Raw genomic sequence first — 19,697 nt, 5'->3', positions numbered from 1 at the left:
TTTGGTCTGCGATAGTTCCAATTCCATGCAAAAAATTCCGACCAATTCGTCCTCGCCCGCCAAGACCGAGCTGCCGCTCGACCTTACGGGGCCGCACATCACGGCCGGCGCTTCCGCCGCGCACCGGCTTTATCAGGCGCTGTGCGAGACGATCGTCTCCGGCCTCATCAAGCCCGGCGAGCTGCTGCCGCCATCGCGGGCTCTGGCCAAGCAGACCGGCTTCCGGCGCAACGCCGTTGTCACCGCCTATGAGCGCCTGATCGCCGACGGCCTTGCCGACGCAACCGTCGGCTCCGGAACGTTCGTCGCCGCACGAATCCCTGCGCGGGCGGCCGAGCCGAACAAGCCGAAGGTGGTTGTCGAAATGCCCGGGCAAGGCGCGTTTGCGCTCGGCTGCACCCATATCGACGAGCGCGCGGTGCAGCGCTTTCGCGCCTTCGTCGGCCGCCGCATGCGTGCGTTCGGGGCCGAGCACCTGCATTATGGCGATCCCCGCGGCAGCGGCGAGCTCCGCGCGGCGATTGCCGATCATTTGCTGTCAGCGCGCGGCCTGCGCTGCGATCCCGATCAAATCATGCTGACGTCGGGCACGCTGCACGCGCTGCGCATCGTGCTGAGTGCGATCCTGATATCCAACGACCAGGTATGGTGCGAGGACCCCGGCTATCCTGCCGCGCGAACAACCATCGCGCATTGCGGCTATCGCGCCGTGCCTGTCCCCGTCGACGAGCACGGGATATGTGTCGCCAACGGCCGTATCGCGGCGCCGTCCGCGCGCGCAGCTTACGTCACACCGTCGCATCAATTTCCACTTGGCGTGCAGATGTCGATGTCGCGGCGGCTCGAGCTGCTGGATTGGGCAAGGCAGGCCGGCGCATTCGTGCTCGAGGATGATTACGACAGCGAGTTCCGCTATGACGGCGCACCACTGATGTCGCTCGCCGGCATCGATCGGCTTCAGCGCGTGATCTACCTGGGCACGTTTGCCAAGACGCTGTTTCCGGGCCTGCGCATCGGCTATTGCGCCCTGCCCGAGCGTCTGATCGCGGACGTGACGGCTGCGCGCGCGGCGCTCGACCGCTTTCCCGGCACGCTGATGGAAGGCGCGGTGGCCGACATGCTCAATTCCGGCGCTTTCGCCGCGAACCTGAAGCGCGTGCGAAAACTCTACCGCGAGGCGCGTGATGCGCTGGCCGAAACGCTGGAGGCCAAATCAGACCGCGCGCTATCCGTGCCGGTGCCATCACAGGGCCTGCATCTTGTCGCCCGGTTCGATCCGTCGATCGACCCGTCTGTGGCAGCGCAAGCCAAACAAGCGGCCGGCGCCGAGGGCTGGCTATTGGCCGACACTTATTCGCGCGCGCGTCCACTGCCCGGCTTCGTGCTGGGGTTTTCGGGACATGCAGTTCCACAACTCGTAGCGTCCGCCGAGCGGCTCGCGCGGGAATCGCGCTCGGCCTTGCGCGCGAAAAGCAGAGCGGGCCGGCGAGCGTAACCAGGCTTCACTATCAGAATCGCTGATCCGCCCCTACATTGCGGCATCATTCCGGGAGCTTCCGTCATGTCACTCCGTCGCGCCGCCTGCTTTTCGCTCCTGATCGCCACCGTGCTTGCTCCGACGGCGCGTGCAGGCACCATCGGGCGCGAGCAGGACATCGTCGATCTGAAGCTCGGCCAGCGCGTGCTCGTGGACGACGGAACCTGCCCCGCCGGTCAGGTCAAAGAGGTGCGCGGCGCCAAGATGACGGACAAGGGTGTCTCGCGCACGAGTTCCTGCGTGCCGCGGCAGGGTCCGAGAACGAGATGATCTGCTGACAAGCTACTTCGCCGGATCGAACATGCACTGCAAGGTCGGCTTGGCGATCTTGGTGAAAGTCGGCCCGATCTCACCCCGCTTGGATACCGGTACCCAATCGGTCTCGATCGTCGGCACGCCGGTCTCGGTGATGCCGCGCAGCAGCGCCTCGCGCAGATCGCGGTCCTCGACGGCAGCGGCGGCATGGTCGTGGAGGCAGCCGCAAACCGCTTCCGGATGCTCCCAGCGCCCGAGCATGTGCGGCGCGCACTGGCGCACGAATTCGCTGCGTGGATCGGGTAGCCGGGAGGGTGTGCGAACCTGCGCCTGAACGGAACCGATCGTCAGAAGAGACACAAACGCCGCGGCGCAGAGACGAAGCAACATGATGGCCTTACCGGCTTTTGTCTTGTGTGCGGTCAAAAGCGTGCGGCGACCATGATCGGCTGTGCTGGCGTGATCGTGACGGGCGAGCCGCTGTACTGGAAGGTACCGATACCGGGGAGATTCCCTTCAGGCGTTCCCGCAAACGAGGGGCCGACGAGCACGAACCCGAAAGCAAGGATGAAGGTGAGCGCGCGCATGATTTATCTCCAAATTCCGTGGCCGGCCGTGCGCCGTCGTCGTTGTGACGCTGATAACCATAGGCGGTTTCGCGCGTGATGCGCGAAAAGCTGAAAATGGTTTCGTCTCAGTGAGAATTGTTTCATCCGGACCGAGACGACGAAACAATTCTCGGAAAACGCCAGTCATTTCAGTGAGGTCAGGCTGCAGCTCAAAGTGGCCCGGCAAGTTCCTGCCTCAGCGCGGAAACGCACCTTGCACCGAGGCCGTCATGCTCCCGCCTCGAGCGCTTCACACGCATTTTACGTTTTTCTGCTGAAGAGAGGGCGGCGAACGAGGGCTGGTCCTTGAACCAGGGGCGGTTCGGCCGCGACCCAAGCCATCGAAACCGAGAGGCCCGATTCATCGGGCGCGTTCACGTGAGGAATGGCCACCATGATGGCGGGAAATCGCGCAACGCCGCGCGATGCGGATCCAGCGAAAGATCGCGGAGATGAACCACCAGTTCGCGGCAGCGCCGGCCAAATGGCGCTGCAATCGAGCCGCGGGTTCGAGGCTGCGCCGCAGATGTTCGTGCGGCTGACCGGTTCGCATCTCGCGAAGCCGGGCAATCGTCACTGATTGAAGAACTCGCCGCACTTCTGGACGTTTGCGTCCGCCGGTCCCCATGGCATGATCGGCACGGTCGAGGTCGAGTTCTTGGGCGACCCCTCGATCAACTTGTCCGAATAGACCATGTAGACCAGCACGTTGCGCTTGGCGTCGCAGCCGCGCACGATCTGCATCTTCTTGAAGAACAGCGAGCGCCGCTGGCGGAACATGTCGTCGCCCTGCTCCATCTTGTGCTTGAACCTGATCGGGGCGACCTGGCGGCAGGCGAGCGAGATGTCCGAGACCTCCTCGGCAAGGCCCAGCCACCCCTTGAAGCCCCCCTTCTCCGGCACCGTGAAATGACAAGCGACGCCCTCGACTTCCGGATCGTCGAGACCATAGGTCGCGAGCTTGTCGTTCGGGCTCATCCATTTGAACACGGTCGAGCGGCGGAAGATCAGATCGGGCTCGTCGGCGGCAGATGCCGACGCCATTGGCGCGGTCAGAGCCAGGAGAAATAAAGCGAGGCCTTTCAAGCGGATGCTGGAAAGACCGGGGAAACGAGATGACATGAAGCTCTCCGGTAACACGTCCCTGCAATGTAGGAACGCGAGAGCCCGACAGGAAGGCGACAGGCAGTCGGGCGCGGCCGCCGTTTACCGCTCCGTGAGGCTTTTCTGCTACGGCTCGGACAAAAGTAGCTGATCGCAGAACCACCCTGCTGGTGAACGCGTATCCCCTTTGCGCGACTAACGTCTGATTTGGATTGTGGATTCGAGGATGAACAGCGTGAGCGGGTCGGGTTCTTCCGCCAAGTCGGCGCGGCTTTGGCAGGTCGTCGTTTTGACGGCGGCGGGTGCGATCGGCACGACCAGCCACGCAGACGCGGCGTTCTACTATTGGACGGATTATTCCGACGGCTCCTATTACGCCCGGCAGCGTCCCGAGCCACTGCGCCAGAAGCCGCAGAAGAGCCGCACAGTCGGCAAGAAAGAAGTTAAAGCCGAGAAGGAAGCCGGCACCAAGCCGCAAGGACCGCTCGTTATCGTCGTGTCGATCGACCGGCAGAAGGTGACGGTCTACGACAGCAAAGGCGCGTTCGCAGAATCCCCGGTGTCGACTGGCATGAAGGGCCATTCGACGCCGATGGGTGTATTCAGCGTCATCCAGAAGCACAAATTCCACCGCTCCAACATCTATAGCGGCGCACCGATGCCGTACATGCAGCGGATTACCTGGTCCGGCGTCGCCATGCATGCCGGCGTGTTGCCGGGTTATCCGGCCTCGCACGGCTGCATCCGCATGCCGATGTCGTTCGCGGTGAAAATGTGGAATTGGACCAGGATGGGCGCGCGCGTCATCGTCGCCCCCGGCGAGATGACGCCGCAGAGCTTCTCCCACCCCCTGCTCGCGTCCGTGCGAGTGCCGCCGCAGCCCACGGTGAGCCTCGAGCCGCAGACCAATGCCGTCGAGAAGGGCGATAAGGGTGCCGCCGAAGCCGATCCCGTGGAGACGAAGACTGCGAGCGCCGACAGCGTGCTCGAGCTGCGCGCGTCGGTCGGCCACGCCGTGATATCGGATGTGACCACTGGCAGAGCGCCCGCACGCGACGAGGCCGTCGCACCGGCCGATAAGGCCAGGATCGCCGAGGCATCTGATACGGCCAAGCCAAGTCGCGACAACAAGCCCGCCGACAAGATCGAGGCCGTCAAGTCCGAGCCGGTCAAGAAGGAGGCGGCGGACTCGGCGAAGACACCTGGTGCACCGGCCACGTCGCCGACGATGACTGCTTCGCCCGACGCAAAGAAGGACGAGACCCGCGTTGCCGACCCGGCGCCGGCCGCAAAACCGGAAACGCCCAGGCGGGCCAGCCAGATTGCCGTGTTCATCAGCCGCAAGGATTCCAAGCTCTATGTGCGGCAGAATTTTGCACCGCTGTTCGAGGTGCCCGTCACGATCGCCGCGAGCGACCGGCCGCTCGGCACGCATGTCTTCACCGCCGAACTCGACAAGGCGGATGCCAATTCGCTGCGTTGGTCCGTGGTGTCGCTGCCCGTCTCCACCCGTTCCGCGGCACGCGCGGACGACAGCCGCCGCGAGCGCGGCGCCGCCGTGATCCCCGTCGCCGTCAGGCCGGTGGTCACGCCGGACAGCCCGGCCGAGGCCCTCGACCGCATCTCGATCCCCGCGGAGGCCATGGCGAAGATCAACGAGATGCTGACGTCCGGCGGCTCGATCATCGTCTCCGACCAAGGCATCAACCAGGGCGAGACCGGCGAAGGCACCGATTTCATCGTCCGCCTGTACTAGGCTTCGCCGTTCCCGATAACGCGGTGTTGAGCAGTCCGGTCGTGCCGGCGGGGTAACATGCGGCCCGGATCATTTCGGGGGGGCGCCGTCATGATGAATCGCAGGACCATGCTCGTCGCAACGTTCGCGGGCGCGATCGCGCCGGCAACCCGCGCGTTCGCCGATGTCGGCATGAGCCGGATCTCGGCCTACGCCTTCTCCTTCCCCGCACTGTCAGGCGACGACATCCGCCTCGCCGCGTTCACCGGCAAACCGCTGCTGGTGGTGAACACCGCCTCGCTCTGCGGCTACACGCCGCAATATGCCGGCCTGCAAGAGCTCTGGAACGAGTTTCGCCCGCGCGGGCTCACCGTAGTTGGCGTGCCCTCCAACGACTTCGGGGGCCAGGAACCCGGTGGCGCGAGCGAGATCACGCAGACCGCGCACCACCAATATGGTGTTACCTTCCCGGTTTCGGCCAAGGCCGCGGTGGTCGGAGCGAAAGCGCATCCATTCTACAAATGGGCCGCCGAGGCGCGGCCGAAGGAAGTTCCGAGGTGGAACTTCCACAAATACCTGATCGGCCGTGACGGCTACATCGCCGACGTCTTTCCCTCCGCGGTCGAACCGGCCGACACGCGGATCAAAACGGCCATTGCGAGGGCGCTGGCCGACAGTTGACGCAAGCGCCGCATCCGGCTGGGCACAATTGTGGCCGGGCGTCAAACAGCCGTTGCAATGGCGATGCCGCACCATCTAGGCTAGGATCGTTTGGGGCAGGACGGTTTTTGCCACAGGCGAAAAGCCGCGGCGGGACAACGGGGCCAATCTCGAGGACAACACCATGCGTGTGGCGGCAGGACTGATTTTGGCAGGCGCGATGTCGGTTGCGATGACCGGCGCAGCATGGTCGCAGACACCGGCCGCGAAGCCGGCAGCCGCGACGCAAGCCGCACCGGCGGCAACGCCGGTCGCATCGGCGCCCGCGACGGCTCCGGCCGCCGCTCCCGCGACAGGCGCCGCGCCAACAGGCTTCGTCAATCCGCCCCCGCCCAAACAACCGCCGCAGCCGGCACGCGCCGCTTGCAACACGCCGGGCGCGCTCGGTGTCGCCCGCACCGTTGAGATCGACACCACGGGCGGTCCCGGCTTCGGCTTCGAGCATTTCAAGGAGCTCGACTTCCTGCGCGACCACGAGGTGGTGCTGACCTTCGACGACGGCCCCTGGCCGCGCAACACGCCCGCGGTGCTGAAGGCGCTCGCCGACGAATGCACCACCGGCATCTTCTTCTCCATCGGCAAGCACGCGACCTATGAGCCGGAAATCCTGAAGCAGGTCTACGCGGCAGGCCATACCGTCGGCGCCCACACCTGGTCGCACGCCAACCTCAACAACAAGAAGCTCACCGAAGCGCAGCGTAAGGACGAGATCGAGAAGGGCTTCAGCGCCGTGAGATGGGCGCTCGGCGGCATCTCGCCATCACCGTTCTTCCGCTTCCCGGCGCTCCAGCATCCGGCGGAGATGGTCACCTATCTCGGCAACCGCAATGTCGGGATCTTCTCCTGCGACATCGACTCGTTCGATTTCAAGGCTTCCAAGCCCGAAAAGGTGGTCGAGACCGTAATGAAGAAGCTCGAGACCAAGGGCAAGGGCATCATCCTGATGCACGACTTCCAGAAGCACACCGCGGAGGCGCTGCCCGAGTTGCTCAAGCGGCTGAAGGCCGGCGGCTACAAGGTGGTCGCGATGCGCGCCAAGTTCCCGGCATCGACGCTGCCGGAATACGACCAGGAGCTGCTCAAGGACATCAAACTGCCGACGGTGAGCCAGCGCCCGGTCAACTCCGTGGTGACGACCGTTTCCGAATAGAAGGCCGTTGTCTTTCCGTATTGAAGGCTACGTCATCGTCTCGGCAGACGGCATGCTTGCCGACGCCGATCGCGTCATGCCCGACAGCCTGAAGTTCGAATCCGACAAACTGTTCTTCGAGCAGGCGCTCGATCGCGCTGCGCTGATCGTACATGGCCGGCACTCGCACGAGCAGCAGCCGAATTCGCCGAAGCGCAAGCGGCTGATCCTGACCCGCAGGATCAGGGACCTCACCGTCGATCCGGAGATGCCGAATGCGACGCTGTGGAATCCGCAGCACGCAAGCTTCGAGGCGGCCTGCGCCTTCGCCGACGTCGCCTCCGGCATGATCGCGATCATCGGCGGTCCGGTCGTGTTCGACATGTTCATGGACCGCTACGACACGTTCTGGCTCTCGGAGGCCCCGCATGTGCGGTTGCCCGGCGGCGAGGGATGCTTCGTTGGCGTACCCCAGCGGACGCCTCACGAGGTGCTGGCTGCGCACGGGATGAAGCCGGGTGCGCCGTATCTCCTCGACGCGGCGCATGAGGTGACCGTGACCCCGTGGCGGCGGGGTTAGCCTGCCGGCAGCGCCGGCGCTCCCGCCGGCTTCAACTCAAAACTGGAAAACAACCCCATGCACAGTACCGGCAACAGAATACCGTTTGGTATCTTGCTGGTTTGGTGAGCTAAAATTGGTCCCGCCGCCGGCCAGCGCAAAGCCGGCTAGCATATTTGCCGAGACCTGATAATCGGCCCCGACGGCGGTCGTGGCGCTATAGCCAACGTCCGAGGCGCGGCGTCAATACGAGCTGACGACTGAGACACACCGCATCAATAGACTGAGACAAAAGAGCAAGACTGACCACGGCCAGAATGAGCGACGACTGCACGACCACAGGTCCGACGGACGCCTCCGGATTGAACGATGATGTCGGCCCGATATCGTCCCTGCTGCCGGCATTCGGCTTCAGCGCCGATCAGATGGAGACGGAGGCGAACGTCGCAGCGTGGCGGGAAGCCGTCGCCACGCTGTTCGAGGTCGACGAGCTCGCCGCCGGTGAACCTGGCCCATTTCGCGCCGACCTCAGCTCCTACGCCATGGGACCGGTGCTGATCGGGCTGAGCCGTGCCAGCGGCCAGCGTTTCCGTCGCACCCCCGAAACGATCGCGCGCAGCGGCGTCGACCATATCATTCTCCAGCTCTATCTGAAGGGCGGCTATGACGGCGTCGCCGGCACCCGGCCAATGCACGTGCGCGCCGGCGACATCTGCCTGTTCGATCTCGCCCAGACGCTGGAGACCAAGGCCACGGCGTTCGAGAACGTCACGCTGGCCGTGCCGCGCCCGATGTTCGGCGCCCATCTCTTGCGGGTCGACGACTTGCACGGCCTTGTCCTGCCGGGCAGCAGCGTGATCGCACGATTGCTGGCGGGGCATCTCACCGCCCTCTTCGAATTTGCGCCGCGCATGAACCTCGACGAATGCCAATCCGTGGTCGAGGGCACGGTGTCGCTGCTGGCCGCATGCCTTCGCAACGAAATCGAACGGGGCGAGGCCCATGTCGACCATAGCGTCGCGGCGAGCCCGTCGCTGATGCGGATCCGCCAATACATCGAGACTGGCCTTGGCAGCGAGGATCTGTCGGCCAATTCGATCGCCGCCCATTTTGGGCTGTCCCGAGCCTCGCTGTACCGGCTGTTCGCCCCGGTCGGCGGCATCGCCGACTACATCCGCAGCCGCCGGCTGCACCGCGCCTTCTTCGACCTCGCCAATTCCGGTGCGCGCGGTCCGCGGATCAGCGAGGTCGCGCGGCGCTGGCAGCTCGGCACCGATGCGCATTTCACGCGCTCGTTCAAGGCGGCCTATGGCATCACGCCCCGAGCCGCGCGCGAGGCCGCATTGCTCGGCCTGCAGCACGGCACCGATGCAACGAGCAGCGCGACGATTTCCCGCTGGATGCGCGAGATCGCACCCCCAAGGGCGCATTGATCGCTACACGTCGCCGTAGGCCGCCTCGGCCGAACGCGTGGCGCGGCCGTAGCCGATGATCATGCAGAGCGCGCCGATGATCGACAGGTTCTTGAGCGCGTCGACCACCATCTTGGCGTTGTCGGGCGGGGTCTGGTTCCAGAAATCGTAGAACAGGACGGTCGCAACGCCGACATAGATGATCAGCAGCATCGCGAAGAAGCGCGCGCCAAGATTCAGCGCGATCATCAACCCCGCGACGATCTCGATTCCGCCGACCGCGATCGCCAGCAGCTGCGGCGTGGTCATGGCCGTGGCGGTCTCGACCTGCTTGGCGTAAGGCGAGATGACTTCGGGCACCACGAGCTTGGTGGCGATGAAGTCGGCGGTCTCCTGGATGGCAAAGAGCTTGGTCGCGCCCGTGTAGATGAACAGCACGGCGAACAGGATTCGCCCGAAAGTCACGAACGCTGGCATGATCGGCCTCTTGGCAAAGCGCTACAGCACGGAACGCTTGAAGGGATTATGAAGAGTCGTGCGCCGGTTTACAAACGGGGAAAATCGAGAACTGCGAGGAATTCAAAAGGGAGCGGCGCTCCGCTCGGTTGGCGCTCTCTAGCGGAATCGAACCGAGAGCGGTGATCGGCCAAAACGCTCTCGGCGTCATGGCAGGGCTCGACCCGGCCATCCACGACTTGCCTCGCGGGACGAAGAACGTGGATGCCCGGGACAAGCCCGGGCATGACGAGTCTCGCGGTGCGAACGCTCTCAAAGCCGTCCAGGGAGTGCTAAGCAGCTACGTGAACAACGTCGGCTGCTGCCGGGCGGCGCGCTCCTGCGCTTCGACGACTGAAACAGCCGTCATGTTGAGGATGCCGCGGGCAGTCACCGACGGCGTCAGGATATGCGCGGGGTGCGCCGGGCCGACCAGGATCGGACCAACGGGGAGCGCGTCCGCTAGCGACTTGATCATCTGATAGGCAACGTTGGCGGTATCGAGGGTCGGCATGATCATGATGTTGGCCTCACCCTCCAGCTTGGAGTGCGGCAGCACCATTCTTCGCGCAGTGGCGGAGAGTGCAGTGTCGCCCTGCATCTCGCCGTCGGCCTCGATCTCCGGATGCTTCTCCTTCAATAACTGGGTCGCTCGCCGCATCTTGCGGGAGGATTCGGTGTCGTAGCTGCCGAAATCCGAGTGCGAAACGAAGGCGATCTTCGGCTTGATGTTGAAGCGCTGCACGTGAACCGCGGCGAGTGATGCGATCTCTGCGAGCTCTTCCGCGGTCGGGTTGGGCCGAACTTGCGTGTCGGCGATGAAGAAGGCGCCCTTGCTGGTGATCAGCAGCGCCAGCGCCGCGTAGTCGCTGATCCCCGGCGAGAAGCCGATGATCTCGCGGACATGGCGCAGATGGCTCATGTAGCGGCCCTCGACGCCACAAAGCATGGCATCCGCCTCCCCGCGCGTCACCGCGAGCGCCGCGATCACGGTGTTGTTGGTGCGCACGACCGTGCGGGCGGCATCCGGCGTGACGCCGCGGCGGCCGGCGACCTCGACATAAGACTGCACATAGGAGCGGTAGCGCGGATCGTCCTCGGGATTGACGAGGTCGAAGTCCTTGCCGGCGCGGATCGAGAGGCCGAAGCGCTTGATGCGCGCCTCCACGACCGAAGGACGGCCCACCAGGATCGGCCGCGCCAGATTCTCCTCCAGCACCACCTGCGTGGCGCGCAGCACGCGCTCGTCCTCGCCTTCGGCATAGATCACCCGCACCGGCTGGGTCTTGGCCTTGGCGAACATCGGCTTCATGACGAGGCCGGAGCGGAAGGCGAAGCGCTCGAGCAGCGCGGTGTACTCGTCGAAATTGGTGATAGGCCGCGTCGCGACGCCCGACTCCATCGCCGCCTTGGCAACAGCCGGCGCAATGCGCAGAATCAGGCGCGGGTCGAACGGGCTCGGGATCAGCGAGCCAGGGCCGAACCCTTGGGTTTCGCCGGTGTCAAAACCCTGCGCGACGGCATCGGACGGCGCCTCGCGGGCGAGCTGCGCGATGGCTTCGACGGCGGCGTGCTTCATCTCCTCGTTGATGGCGGTGGCGCCGACGTCGAGCGCGCCGCGGAAGATGAAGGGAAAGCAGAGGACGTTGTTGACCTGGTTCGGATAGTCGGAACGGCCGGTGCAGATCATGGCATCGGGGCGCGCCTTGCGCGCCTCCTCCGGCATGATCTCCGGCACCGGATTGGCGAGCGCCATAATCAGGGGCTTGTCGCCCATCGCCTTGGCCATCTCCGGCTTGAGCACGCCGGGTGCCGAGAGCCCGATGAAGATGTCGGCGCCGCCGATGACGTCGGCGAGCGTGCGCTTGTCGGTCTTCTGCGCATAGACCGCCTTCCAGCGGTCCATCGAGGTGTTGCGTCCCTCGTGCACGAGCCCATCGATGTCGCAGACCCAGATGTTCTTGCGCTGCGCGCCCATCGACACCAGAAGATTGAGCGTCGCGATCGCCGCGGCCCCTGCCCCCGACGCCACGATCTTGACCTCGGACAGCTTCTTGCCGTTCAGCCTCAGACCATTGCTGATGGCGGCGGCTACAATGATGGCGGTGCCGTGCTGGTCGTCATGGAAGACCGGAATCTTCATGCGCTCCTTCAAGCGCGCCTCGATCTCGAAGCACTCCGGTCCGCGGATGTCCTCCAGATTGATGCCGCCGAAGGTCGGCTCGAGCGCCGCCACGGTCTCGACCACGCGGTCGATGGTGTCGGCGGCGATCTCGATGTCGAACACGTCGATGCCGGCGAATTTCTTGAACAGGACCGCCTTGCCTTCCATCACCGGCTTGGAAGCCAGCGGGCCGATATTGCCGAGGCCAAGCACCGCGGTGCCGTTGGAGACCACCGCGACCAGATTGGCGCGGGTGGTGAGCGTGGCCGCCTCGGCCGGGTTCTTGGCGATCTCGGTGCAGGCCGCGGCAACGCCCGGAGAATAGGCAAGCGCGAGGTCGCGCTGGTTGGCAAGCGGCTTACTTGCCTGGATCTCGAGCTTTCCGGGGCGCGGCAAACGATGATAGGCCAGCGCCGCCTGGTGGAGATCATCAGAGTAGGACGACATTGCGGAGTCTCGCCTCGCGTTACCGGCATCAAAATGCATGATCCCGGCTGCCGCCCAAGCGGAGTATTTCCGGGTCATGGAAACGGATGAAGCACGCCGGGTGCCCCGGTGGCAACATCCGATTGCGTCCCCGTCAACAGGGCGCGCATTCAACTGTCTGAAAACCATAGCTTTCCCTGGACCGCGCGGCATTTGCCGAATATGGCAGGTTGCGCGGTGCGGAACGAGCAACTGGAGCTGGGAATGAAGCGAATCCTGATCGGCCTGATTGTGGCAGCCGGGCTCGGCGTAGGCGGATGGTTCGGCTTCAATTTCTACGCACAGCATCGCGCCGCCGCGGAGGTCGAGGCTGCGTTCGAGCAGATCCGCTCAGGCGGCGGCAAGGCGAGCCATGGCAAGATCGCCTTCGAGCAGTCGAGCCGGACGCTGACAATCGAGGACATTGCAGTCGATCCCGGCAAGCCGTTGCAGGGGCACGTCAAGATCGGCGCCTTCAAGAGCACGGGCGTCCGCCAGATCGGCGAGACGCGCTTTGCCGCTGACGGCATCGACCTCTCGGGTATCGAGATCGCGTTGGACGAAGTCGGCCCCGGCAAGTTGAAACTGGCCTACAAGATCCCGCAGATGACGCTGCGGGACTATGCGGGCCCCCTCCGCGTCCAAAACGCGCCGGCATCGGGCTCCCTCAGCGACATGTACCGGTTCGTGCTCGACCAGTTCGCGAGCGTGACGGCAACGTCCGTGATGATTCCGTCCATCAACATCAGTTTCGACGCCGGCAGCAGCAATGGCAGCGGTGAAGTGGTCTATTCGGGCCTCACGCTCCAAAACCTCGGCCGCGGCAAAGTCGATGCAATGAAGATGGACCGCGCCACCTTCACGATCGACGTTACGCAGCCGAGCAAGGCGGACAAGCTGACTGGCGAAATCTCCGACATGATCGTCAATGATTTCGACTCGACCCCGATCCTCGCCGCACTCGATCCGCAGAGGCGCAGTGACGACAGCTACCGCAGGGTCTACCGGCAAATTTCCACCGGCCCTTATGTCCTCAAGTCCGCGCTGGGAATGCGTATGGATATCGACGGCTTCGCGATGGAAAACATCGACGTGCAGCCGTCGAAGCTCCATTTGTTCGAGATGTTTAACATGCCGCTGGACAAGTCGGCCCCGCCAACGCCGGCGCAAACGCGCGAGCTGATGGAGAAAGTCGCCGGATTCTACGACGGTATTCGCATCGGCAAGGCCGAGATCGGCAAGACCTCGATTGGCACACCGCAAGGAACAGCGAAGATCAATGCGATCCGCTACCGGCAGGGCGAATTCGCGATCGAGGGCGTCGATGCACCCTCGCCGCAGGGCCAGTTCAAGATGGAGCGCTTCGCGCTCAAATCTCTCAGCATCCCGAACCTGATGCGCTGGGCCTCGGGTCTCACCAATCCCGGGCAACCGCCCTCGCCCGATCAGATGCTCGGCCTGTTCCGCGTGCTCGAAGGCGCCGAGATCAAGGGCGTGGTTGCGCCGCATAACAACGCGCGGCAGCCGATCACCATCGACACGATCAGCCTGAACTGGGGCCAACTGGTGGAATCGATCCCAAGCAAGGCCAGCCTGGTCGTGAAGATGGTCACGCCGACCGATCCCGCCAATCCGGCGCTGCAGCCGCTGATCGTGGCAGGCGTGGACAAGCTCGCGATCGATCTCGATCTCGGCGCGGCCTGGGAGGAATCATCGGGCGCGTTCGCGCTTGCGCCTGCCACGCTCGATCTCGGCAACCTCGCCAAGGCGCAGGCGCGTCTGGCGCTCGCCAATGTGCCACGCGGCCTGTTCACCACCGATCCGGCGCAGGCCATGAGCCAGGCCGAGCACATCGAGGCCGGTCCGATCGAGCTCTCCTTGCGCGACAGCGGCGTGGTCGATCTCGCAGTGGCACAGTTCGCGCGCATGCAGAAAGTCAGCCGCGACGCAGCGCGCAGCGCCATTGTCGAGATGATCCGGGCACAGGGCGAGACGGTCGCCGCCTCCAATCTCGATGTAAAGGCCGCGGTCGACGCACTCGCCGGCTTCGTCGAGACGTCAGGGCAAACGCTGACCATCAAGCTGACGCCATTCGGCAAGCTGCCGATGCTTCAGCTGATCGATGTCCTCAACAACGAACCCATCATCGCGCTAGCGCAGTTCAGGATCGAGGCGTCGACGGGGCTGTAGGGCGAGCTCTCACGTGTCCCGGACGCGGTGCAGCGCGCCAGCGCTGCTGCGCAGAGCCGGGACCCAGAGTGCTTCCTGTTCGCTGAGAGATGGGCCCCGGCTCTGCACCACACCGCTGACCGGACGATGCTTCGCATCGCCGGGACAGCGCTGCGTTGCGTCCGGGGGCACGAGATCGAAGTCTCGCTGAACCCCTCACTTCTGCGGCAGGTTCACCCGCACATGCAGTTCGCGGAGCTGCTTCGTCGTGGCTTCCGAGGGCGCGCCCATCAGGAGGTCCATGGCTTGCTGGTTCATCGGGAATAGCGAGATTTCGCGCAAGTTCGTGGTGCCACAGAGCAGCATCACGATGCGGTCGACACCCGCGGCCATGCCGCCATGCGGAGGGGCGCCGTACTGGAAGGCGCGGTACATGCCGCCGAAACGCTCGACCACTTCCTGCTCGCCGTAACCTGCGATCTCGAACGCCTTCACCATCGCCTCCGGCACGTGGTTGCGGATGCCGCCGGAGGCGATCTCGTAGCCGTTGCAGGTGATGTCGTACTGGAACGCCTTGATGGTCAGCGGATCCTGGCCCTTCAGGGCCTCGAGGCCGCCCTGCGGCATCGAGAACGGGTTGTGCGAGAAGTCGACCTTCTTGTCGTCCTCGTTGTACTCGTACATCGGGAAGTCCACGATCCAGGCGAGCTCGAACCGCTCCTTGTCGGTGAGGTTCAATTCCTCGCCGACCTTGTTGCGGGCCAGGCCTGAGAACTTCCAGAACTTGTCGGGATCGCCGGCGACGAAGAAGGCGGCATCGCCTTCCTTGAGGCCGAGCTGTGCGCGGATCGCGGCGGTGCGCTCAGGCCCGATGTTATTCGCGAGCGGACCTGCGCCCTCGCCGCCCTCGCGCCACATGATGTAGCCGAGGCCGGGCTGGCCTTCGCCCTGCGCCCACGAATTCATGCGGTCGCAGAACGCGCGGCTGCCGCCGCCCGGTGCCGGGATCGCCCAGACCTGGTTCTTGCGGTCTTCGAGCATGCGCGCAAAGACCTTGAAGCCGGAGCCGCGGAAATGCTCGGAGACGTCCTGCATCTCGATGGGGTTGCGCAGGTCCGGCTTGTCGCTGCCGTATTTGCGCAAGGCTTCCGCGAACGGAATCCGCCGCCAGCCCTTCGTGACCGGCTTGCCCTTCGCGAACTCTTCGAACACGCCGGTGATGACAGGTTCCATCGCCGCGAACACGTCTTCCTGGGTGACAAAACTCATCTCGACGTCGAGCTGGTAGAACTCGCCCGGCAGGCGGTCGGCGCGCGGGTCCTCGTCGCGGAAACAGGGCGCGATCTGGAAGTAGCGGTCGAAGCCGCTCATCATGAGCAGCTGCTTGTACTGCTGCGGCGCCTGCGGCAGCGCGTAGAATTTTCCCGGATGGATGCGCGAGGGCACCAGGAAGTCGCGCGCGCCTTCCGGCGAGGATGCGGTCAGGATCGGCGTGTTGAACTCGAAGAAGCCCTGCCCCTCCATGCGCCGGCGCATCGACTTGATGATCTCGACGCGCGTCATGATGTTCTGGTGCAGCTTCTCGCGACGCAGGTCGAGGAAGCGGTACTTCAAGCGGATGTCTTCGGGATATTCCTGGTCGCCGAACACCGGCAGCGGCAGATCGCCGGCCGGGCCCAGCACCTCGATCTCGCTGATATAGACCTCGACCTTGCCGGTCGGCAGATCGTCGTTGTCGGTGCCTTCGGGACGACGGCGGGCCTTGCCGTCCATCCGCACCACGAATTCCGAGCGCAGCTTCTCGGCCAGCGAGAACGCCGGCGAGTCCGGGTCGACCACGCACTGGGTCAGACCGTAATGGTCGCGCAGGTCGATGAACAGCACGCCGCCATGATCGCGAACGCGATGGACCCAGCCTGACAGGCGGACCGTCTCGCCGATGTTGCTCTCGCGGAGCGCGCCGCATGTATGTGACCGGTAGCGATGCATGGTCGTCCCAAAATCAATGTCGGAGGATGCGAATCGAACGGCCTGTCACGGCCGGTCCGAGATTGCGGCAGGGTTTACCCCGGGAGGACCAAGGCGGCAACCAAGGGAACGCCCTGTTTTGGGCCGGAAGTGCCCATTTTCAGGGGCCGAGCCTTTGCCATCAGGCGTTCCAGCCCTATCTTGAGCCTATGACGGTGCATTTCCCCTTCCAGAACTCCTATTCGGCGCTGCCGGACAGCTTCTTCGCCCGCGTCGCGCCGACCCCCGTGGCTGCGCCCCGGCTGATCAAGCTGAACCGGCCGTTGGCGGTCCAGCTCGGGCTCGATCCAGACCTCCTGGAGACCCCTGAGGGTGCCGAGATCCTGGCCGGCAAGACGGTTCCCGCCGGAGCCGACCCCATTGCCATGGCCTATGCCGGCCACCAGTTCGGGCAGTTCGTACCCCAGCTCGGCGACGGCCGCGCCATCCTGCTCGGCGAGGTGATCGACAGCGGCGGTGTCCGTCGCGACATCCAGCTCAAGGGCTCGGGCCCCACCCCGTTTTCCCGCCGCGGCGACGGCCGTGCCGCGCTCGGGCCGGTCCTGCGCGAATACATCGTCAGCGAGGCGATGTACGCGCTCGGCATCCCGACCACGCGCTCGCTCGCCGCGGTCGTCACCGGCGAGCACGTCATCCGCGAGACGGCGCTGCCCGGCGCGGTGCTGACCCGTGTCGCCTCCAGCCATATCCGCGTCGGCACCTTCCAGTTCTTCGCCGTCCGCCGCGACACGGAGGCCATTCGCCGGCTCGCCGACCATGTCATCACCCGCCACTATCCGGACCTGCTTCAATCAAAGCGGCCCTATCACGACTTGCTCGCGAGCGTCGTCGCGCGCCAGGCCGAGCTCGTGGCGCGCTGGCTCCTGGTCGGCTTCATCCACGGCGTGATGAACACCGACAACACGTCGATATCAGGCGAGACCATCGATTACGGCCCCTGCGCCTTCATGGACGCCTACAACCCCGCGCAGGTCTTCTCCTCGATCGACGAGATGGGCCGCTACGCCTATGCCAACCAGCCTCGCATCGGCTTGTGGAATCTGACGCGCCTCGCCGAATGCCTGCTGCCGCTGTTCTCCGACGAGCAGGAGAAGGCGGTCGCGGAGGCCCAGGACATTCTCGGCGCCTTCTCCGACCAGTTCAGCGCGGCCTATCAGGTCGGCCTGCGCAGCAAGGTCGGCCTGTTCACGGAGCGCGACGGCGACGATGCGCTGATCCAGGATCTGCTGGATGCGATGGCGAAGAACCAGGCCGACTTCACCCTCACCTTCCGCAAGCTGGGTGACGCCGCGGCCGATGACGGCGCGGACGTGCGCGCGCAATTCATGGAGCCCGCCGCGTTCGACGAATGGGCCGGCCGCTGGCGCGCGCGCCTCGCGCTGGAGCCGCAAAGCGCCGTCGAACGGCAAGCCGCCATGCACGCCGTCAATCCGATGTTCATCCCGCGCAACCACCGCGTCGAAGCCGTGATCCGGGCCGCGGTGAACGACGACAATTACGCGCCGTTCGAGGAATTGGTGACGGTGCTGGCGAAGCCGTTCGATGACCAGCCGGACTACGCCGCCTATGCCGATCCGCCGCTGCCGGACCAGCGGGTCCTGCAGACGTTCTGCGGGACGTAGGCACAACCGTGGTGCGTAGGGTGGATTAGCCGAAGGCGTAATCCACCACCTCTCTCAACGACCGAAGGTAAAGAGGTAGATTACGCTTCGCTAATCCATCCTACAGGCCAACCCAGCCATCACACCCGCTCACCAAACTCACCGACGACCTTGTTGTCTCCGCCCCAATCCTGGGGAAACAATCCCGCGCGGACATCGCGATGAAAGGACGAGTAAGGCCAGTCACAAACCTTCAAGACGTGACCGTGCTTGACGGGATTGTAGTAACAATACTCGACGTCGCGTGCGTAATCGGCCTCATCGCGGATGAGATGCTCCCAAAATCGGCGCTGCCAGATGCCGCGTTCGTTGCGTGCGGCACGGACTGCGCTCAGCCGCTCGTTCGCCGGCAGTGCTTTTGCAAGACGTGTCTTGATCAACCGCCAACGGGCTGAAAAATTGGCGTCACCCTTTGGAAGTTTCCAGATCGCGTGCAGATGATCCGGCAAGATTACAAAAGCATCGATCTCGAATGGATGGCTTTGGCGCGTTGCGGCCACCGCTCCGCGTAGGATTTCGATCTTGTCCGTCAAGAGCGCTTGGCGTCGGTTGAGCAAATTCACCGTGAAGAACCAGCATCCCCCCGGAACAAATGCGCGGCGATAGTTGGACATGAGCACTCAATAGCACAACTTGACGTTGGCACACAGAGGTGGATTACGCCTTCGGCTAATCCACCCTACGACGTCGGCCGCTTGTGGAATGGGGAACCGCTGTCATCAAACTGAAACATACGCACTCTAACGGGCTGGCAGGGTCGTCTTGCCGGAGGCGTCCATCCTCTAACGGTCCCGACATAGCGCGCCATGCCCTTCAAATTCATCCACATCACCGACACGCATCTCGCGAACCCCGGTTCGACGCTTTATGGCCTCGACCCGCGGGCCCGGCTGGACGCTGCGATTGCCGACATCAACCAGCATCAGTCCGACGCCGCCTTCGCGGTGGTGACAGGCGATCTCACGCATTGGGGCGAGGCTGATTCCTACGCCAATTTCGCCGAGGCGATGGCGGCGCTGAAAATTCCCTACATCGCGATGGTCGGTAATCACGACAAGCGCGTCACCTGCCTCGATGCGCTGAAGGCCGCGCCGCGCGATTCGAACGGCTTCGTGCAGGGCACGCGCACCACCGAGCACGGCCTGTTCGTCTTCCTCGACACGCTGGACGAGACCAGCCATGCCGGCGAGATGTGCGCTAGGCGCCTCGGCTGGCTGGCGAGCACGCTGGCGGCTGCGCCCGCGGACATGCCGCTCGTCGTATTCATGCACCATCCGCCCTTCCCGGTCGGCGTGCATGCGATGGACGAGATCGGGCTGAAGCAGAGCGCGGAATTTGCCGAGGTGATCGCGCCCTATCGCGCGCGCATCCGCCATCTCTTCTTCGGCCATGTGCACCGGCCGATCTTCGGCAGCTACGGTAAGATCCCGTTCTCGACGCTGCGCGGCACCAACCATCAGGTCTGGTTCGAGCTCGACCAGAGCGCGCCGCACCTTGCCAGCCACGAGCCGCCGGCCTACGGCGTCGTGCTGATCGACGACGAGAACCTCGTCGTGCACAGCCATGACTTCCTCGACCAGAGCCTGCGCTTCCCGTTCGCCCCGCCCGCGGGAATGGATGGCCGCGACTACGCGCTCAGTTTCCCGGCGCGGTGAG

18 protein-coding genes are annotated in these 19,697 nt (G+C 64.6%); 11 read left to right on the top strand and 7 right to left on the bottom strand.

From position 1 onward, the window contains the following. The first annotated feature begins 25 nt into the window (after positions 1-25). Positions 26-1,495, top strand: coding sequence for a PLP-dependent aminotransferase family protein (locus ABIG06_RS28890; protein WP_370139478.1), 1,470 nt, complete (start codon positions 26-28; stop codon positions 1,493-1,495). A 66-nt stretch (positions 1,496-1,561) separates the two neighbouring features. After that, positions 1,562-1,807 (top strand): DUF6719 family protein, encoded by a 246-nt coding sequence (locus ABIG06_RS28885; RefSeq protein ID WP_124158948.1) that lies wholly within the window; start codon positions 1,562-1,564, stop codon positions 1,805-1,807. A gap of 12 nt (positions 1,808-1,819) precedes the next feature. On the opposite strand, the gene ABIG06_RS28880 is transcribed toward ABIG06_RS28885, so the two are convergent. Then, positions 1,820-2,182, bottom strand: a complete 363-nt coding sequence (locus ABIG06_RS28880; RefSeq protein WP_370139477.1) for a hypothetical protein — start codon at positions 2,180-2,182, stop codon at positions 1,820-1,822. 32 nt (positions 2,183-2,214) lie between these two features. Further along, complete coding sequence (locus tag ABIG06_RS28875) at positions 2,215-2,379, bottom strand: hypothetical protein (RefSeq protein ID WP_199751348.1); 165 nt, start codon at positions 2,377-2,379, stop codon at positions 2,215-2,217. A gap of 406 nt (positions 2,380-2,785) precedes the next feature. Between ABIG06_RS28875 and ABIG06_RS28870 the strand changes: the two genes are divergently transcribed. Next, on the top strand, positions 2,786-2,980 hold the full coding sequence (locus tag ABIG06_RS28870; protein ID WP_124158946.1) for a hypothetical protein: 195 nt from the start codon (positions 2,786-2,788) through the stop codon (positions 2,978-2,980). On the opposite strand, the gene ABIG06_RS28865 is transcribed toward ABIG06_RS28870, so the two are convergent. After that, positions 2,974-3,522: a CreA family protein gene (locus ABIG06_RS28865; RefSeq protein WP_370139476.1), complete on the bottom strand. Its 549-nt coding sequence runs from the start codon at positions 3,520-3,522 to the stop codon at positions 2,974-2,976. The genes ABIG06_RS28870 and ABIG06_RS28865 overlap by 7 nt on opposite strands. Positions 3,523-3,730: 208 nt before the next feature. Between ABIG06_RS28865 and ABIG06_RS28860 the strand changes: the two genes are divergently transcribed. From ABIG06_RS28860 to ABIG06_RS28840, 5 genes are all read left to right on the top strand, one after another. After that, entirely contained in the window at positions 3,731-5,260 is a 1,530-nt protein-coding gene (locus tag ABIG06_RS28860) for a L,D-transpeptidase family protein (RefSeq protein ID WP_370139475.1), read from the top strand. Between the two features lie 90 nt (positions 5,261-5,350). Continuing rightward, positions 5,351-5,920 carry a glutathione peroxidase gene (locus ABIG06_RS28855; protein ID WP_370139474.1) on the top strand — a complete coding sequence of 190 codons (570 nt, stop codon included), beginning with the start codon at positions 5,351-5,353 and terminating at the stop codon, positions 5,918-5,920. A gap of 163 nt (positions 5,921-6,083) precedes the next feature. Then, positions 6,084-7,109: a polysaccharide deacetylase family protein gene (locus ABIG06_RS28850; protein WP_370139473.1), complete on the top strand. Its 1,026-nt coding sequence runs from the start codon at positions 6,084-6,086 to the stop codon at positions 7,107-7,109. Positions 7,110-7,116: 7 nt separating this feature from the next. Then, complete coding sequence (locus tag ABIG06_RS28845) at positions 7,117-7,668, top strand: dihydrofolate reductase (RefSeq protein ID WP_370139472.1); 552 nt, start codon at positions 7,117-7,119, stop codon at positions 7,666-7,668. A 296-nt stretch (positions 7,669-7,964) separates the two neighbouring features. Then, a complete protein-coding gene (locus tag ABIG06_RS28840) occupies positions 7,965-9,080 on the top strand; it encodes a helix-turn-helix domain-containing protein (protein WP_370139470.1) in 1,116 nt (371 codons plus the stop codon). A gap of 3 nt (positions 9,081-9,083) precedes the next feature. Here ABIG06_RS28840 and ABIG06_RS28835 read toward each other — a convergent pair whose 3' ends face one another. Both ABIG06_RS28835 and ABIG06_RS28830 read right to left on the bottom strand, forming a co-directional pair. Beyond that, positions 9,084-9,536, bottom strand: a complete 453-nt coding sequence (locus tag ABIG06_RS28835; RefSeq protein ID WP_370139469.1) for a DoxX family protein — start codon at positions 9,534-9,536, stop codon at positions 9,084-9,086. Positions 9,537-9,855: 319 nt separating this feature from the next. After that, positions 9,856-12,165, bottom strand: a complete 2,310-nt coding sequence (locus ABIG06_RS28830) for an NADP-dependent malic enzyme (RefSeq protein ID WP_124158938.1) — start codon at positions 12,163-12,165, stop codon at positions 9,856-9,858. A gap of 243 nt (positions 12,166-12,408) precedes the next feature. On the opposite strand from ABIG06_RS28830, the gene ABIG06_RS28825 reads away from it, so the two are divergent. After that, positions 12,409-14,373 (top strand): hypothetical protein, encoded by a 1,965-nt coding sequence (locus ABIG06_RS28825; RefSeq protein ID WP_370139468.1) that lies wholly within the window; start codon positions 12,409-12,411, stop codon positions 14,371-14,373. Positions 14,374-14,568: 195 nt separating this feature from the next. Here ABIG06_RS28825 and aspS read toward each other — a convergent pair whose 3' ends face one another. After that, positions 14,569-16,341: an aspartate--tRNA ligase gene (aspS, locus tag ABIG06_RS28820; protein WP_370139467.1), complete on the bottom strand. Its 1,773-nt coding sequence runs from the start codon at positions 16,339-16,341 to the stop codon at positions 14,569-14,571. Positions 16,342-16,529: 188 nt separating this feature from the next. On the opposite strand from aspS, the gene ABIG06_RS28815 reads away from it, so the two are divergent. Then, on the top strand, positions 16,530-18,002 hold the full coding sequence (locus ABIG06_RS28815; RefSeq protein ID WP_370139466.1) for a protein adenylyltransferase SelO: 1,473 nt from the start codon (positions 16,530-16,532) through the stop codon (positions 18,000-18,002). Positions 18,003-18,121: 119 nt separating this feature from the next. Here the strand turns inward: ABIG06_RS28815 and ABIG06_RS28810 are convergent, their stop codons facing one another. Beyond that, on the bottom strand, positions 18,122-18,655 hold the full coding sequence (locus tag ABIG06_RS28810) for an REP-associated tyrosine transposase (RefSeq protein WP_370139465.1): 534 nt from the start codon (positions 18,653-18,655) through the stop codon (positions 18,122-18,124). A 192-nt stretch (positions 18,656-18,847) separates the two neighbouring features. Here ABIG06_RS28810 and ABIG06_RS28805 point away from each other — a divergent pair, with 192 nt between their 5' ends. After that, entirely contained in the window at positions 18,848-19,696 is an 849-nt protein-coding gene (locus ABIG06_RS28805) for a phosphodiesterase (RefSeq protein ID WP_370139464.1), read from the top strand. The last annotated feature ends 1 nt before the right edge of the window (position 19,697 follow it).

The organism is Bradyrhizobium sp. USDA 326 (assembly GCF_049739485.1).
Classification (GTDB): Bacteria; Pseudomonadota; Alphaproteobacteria; order Rhizobiales; family Xanthobacteraceae; genus Bradyrhizobium.
Note: the sequence above shows the minus strand (reverse complement) of the source record. Positions and strands in the feature narration are given on the sequence as shown.

Coding starts and splice junctions, on each gene's coding strand:
- ABIG06_RS28890 (WP_370139478.1), top strand. CDS start 26: ATGCAAAAAATTCCGACCAATTCGTCCTCGCCCGCCAAGACCGAGCTG.
- ABIG06_RS28885 (WP_124158948.1), top strand. CDS start 1,562: ATGTCACTCCGTCGCGCCGCCTGCTTTTCGCTCCTGATCGCCACCGTG.
- ABIG06_RS28880 (WP_370139477.1), bottom strand. CDS start 2,182: ATGTTGCTTCGTCTCTGCGCCGCGGCGTTTGTGTCTCTTCTGACGATC.
- ABIG06_RS28875 (WP_199751348.1), bottom strand. CDS start 2,379: ATGCGCGCGCTCACCTTCATCCTTGCTTTCGGGTTCGTGCTCGTCGGC.
- ABIG06_RS28870 (WP_124158946.1), top strand. CDS start 2,786: ATGGCCACCATGATGGCGGGAAATCGCGCAACGCCGCGCGATGCGGAT.
- ABIG06_RS28865 (WP_370139476.1), bottom strand. CDS start 3,522: ATGTCATCTCGTTTCCCCGGTCTTTCCAGCATCCGCTTGAAAGGCCTC.
- ABIG06_RS28860 (WP_370139475.1), top strand. CDS start 3,731: ATGAACAGCGTGAGCGGGTCGGGTTCTTCCGCCAAGTCGGCGCGGCTT.
- ABIG06_RS28855 (WP_370139474.1), top strand. CDS start 5,351: ATGATGAATCGCAGGACCATGCTCGTCGCAACGTTCGCGGGCGCGATC.
- ABIG06_RS28850 (WP_370139473.1), top strand. CDS start 6,084: ATGCGTGTGGCGGCAGGACTGATTTTGGCAGGCGCGATGTCGGTTGCG.
- ABIG06_RS28840 (WP_370139470.1), top strand. CDS start 7,965: ATGAGCGACGACTGCACGACCACAGGTCCGACGGACGCCTCCGGATTG.
- ABIG06_RS28835 (WP_370139469.1), bottom strand. CDS start 9,536: ATGCCAGCGTTCGTGACTTTCGGGCGAATCCTGTTCGCCGTGCTGTTC.
- ABIG06_RS28830 (WP_124158938.1), bottom strand. CDS start 12,165: ATGTCGTCCTACTCTGATGATCTCCACCAGGCGGCGCTGGCCTATCAT.
- ABIG06_RS28825 (WP_370139468.1), top strand. CDS start 12,409: ATGAAGCGAATCCTGATCGGCCTGATTGTGGCAGCCGGGCTCGGCGTA.
- aspS (WP_370139467.1), bottom strand. CDS start 16,341: ATGCATCGCTACCGGTCACATACATGCGGCGCGCTCCGCGAGAGCAAC.
- ABIG06_RS28815 (WP_370139466.1), top strand. CDS start 16,530: ATGACGGTGCATTTCCCCTTCCAGAACTCCTATTCGGCGCTGCCGGAC.
- ABIG06_RS28810 (WP_370139465.1), bottom strand. CDS start 18,655: ATGTCCAACTATCGCCGCGCATTTGTTCCGGGGGGATGCTGGTTCTTC.
- ABIG06_RS28805 (WP_370139464.1), top strand. CDS start 18,848: ATGCCCTTCAAATTCATCCACATCACCGACACGCATCTCGCGAACCCC.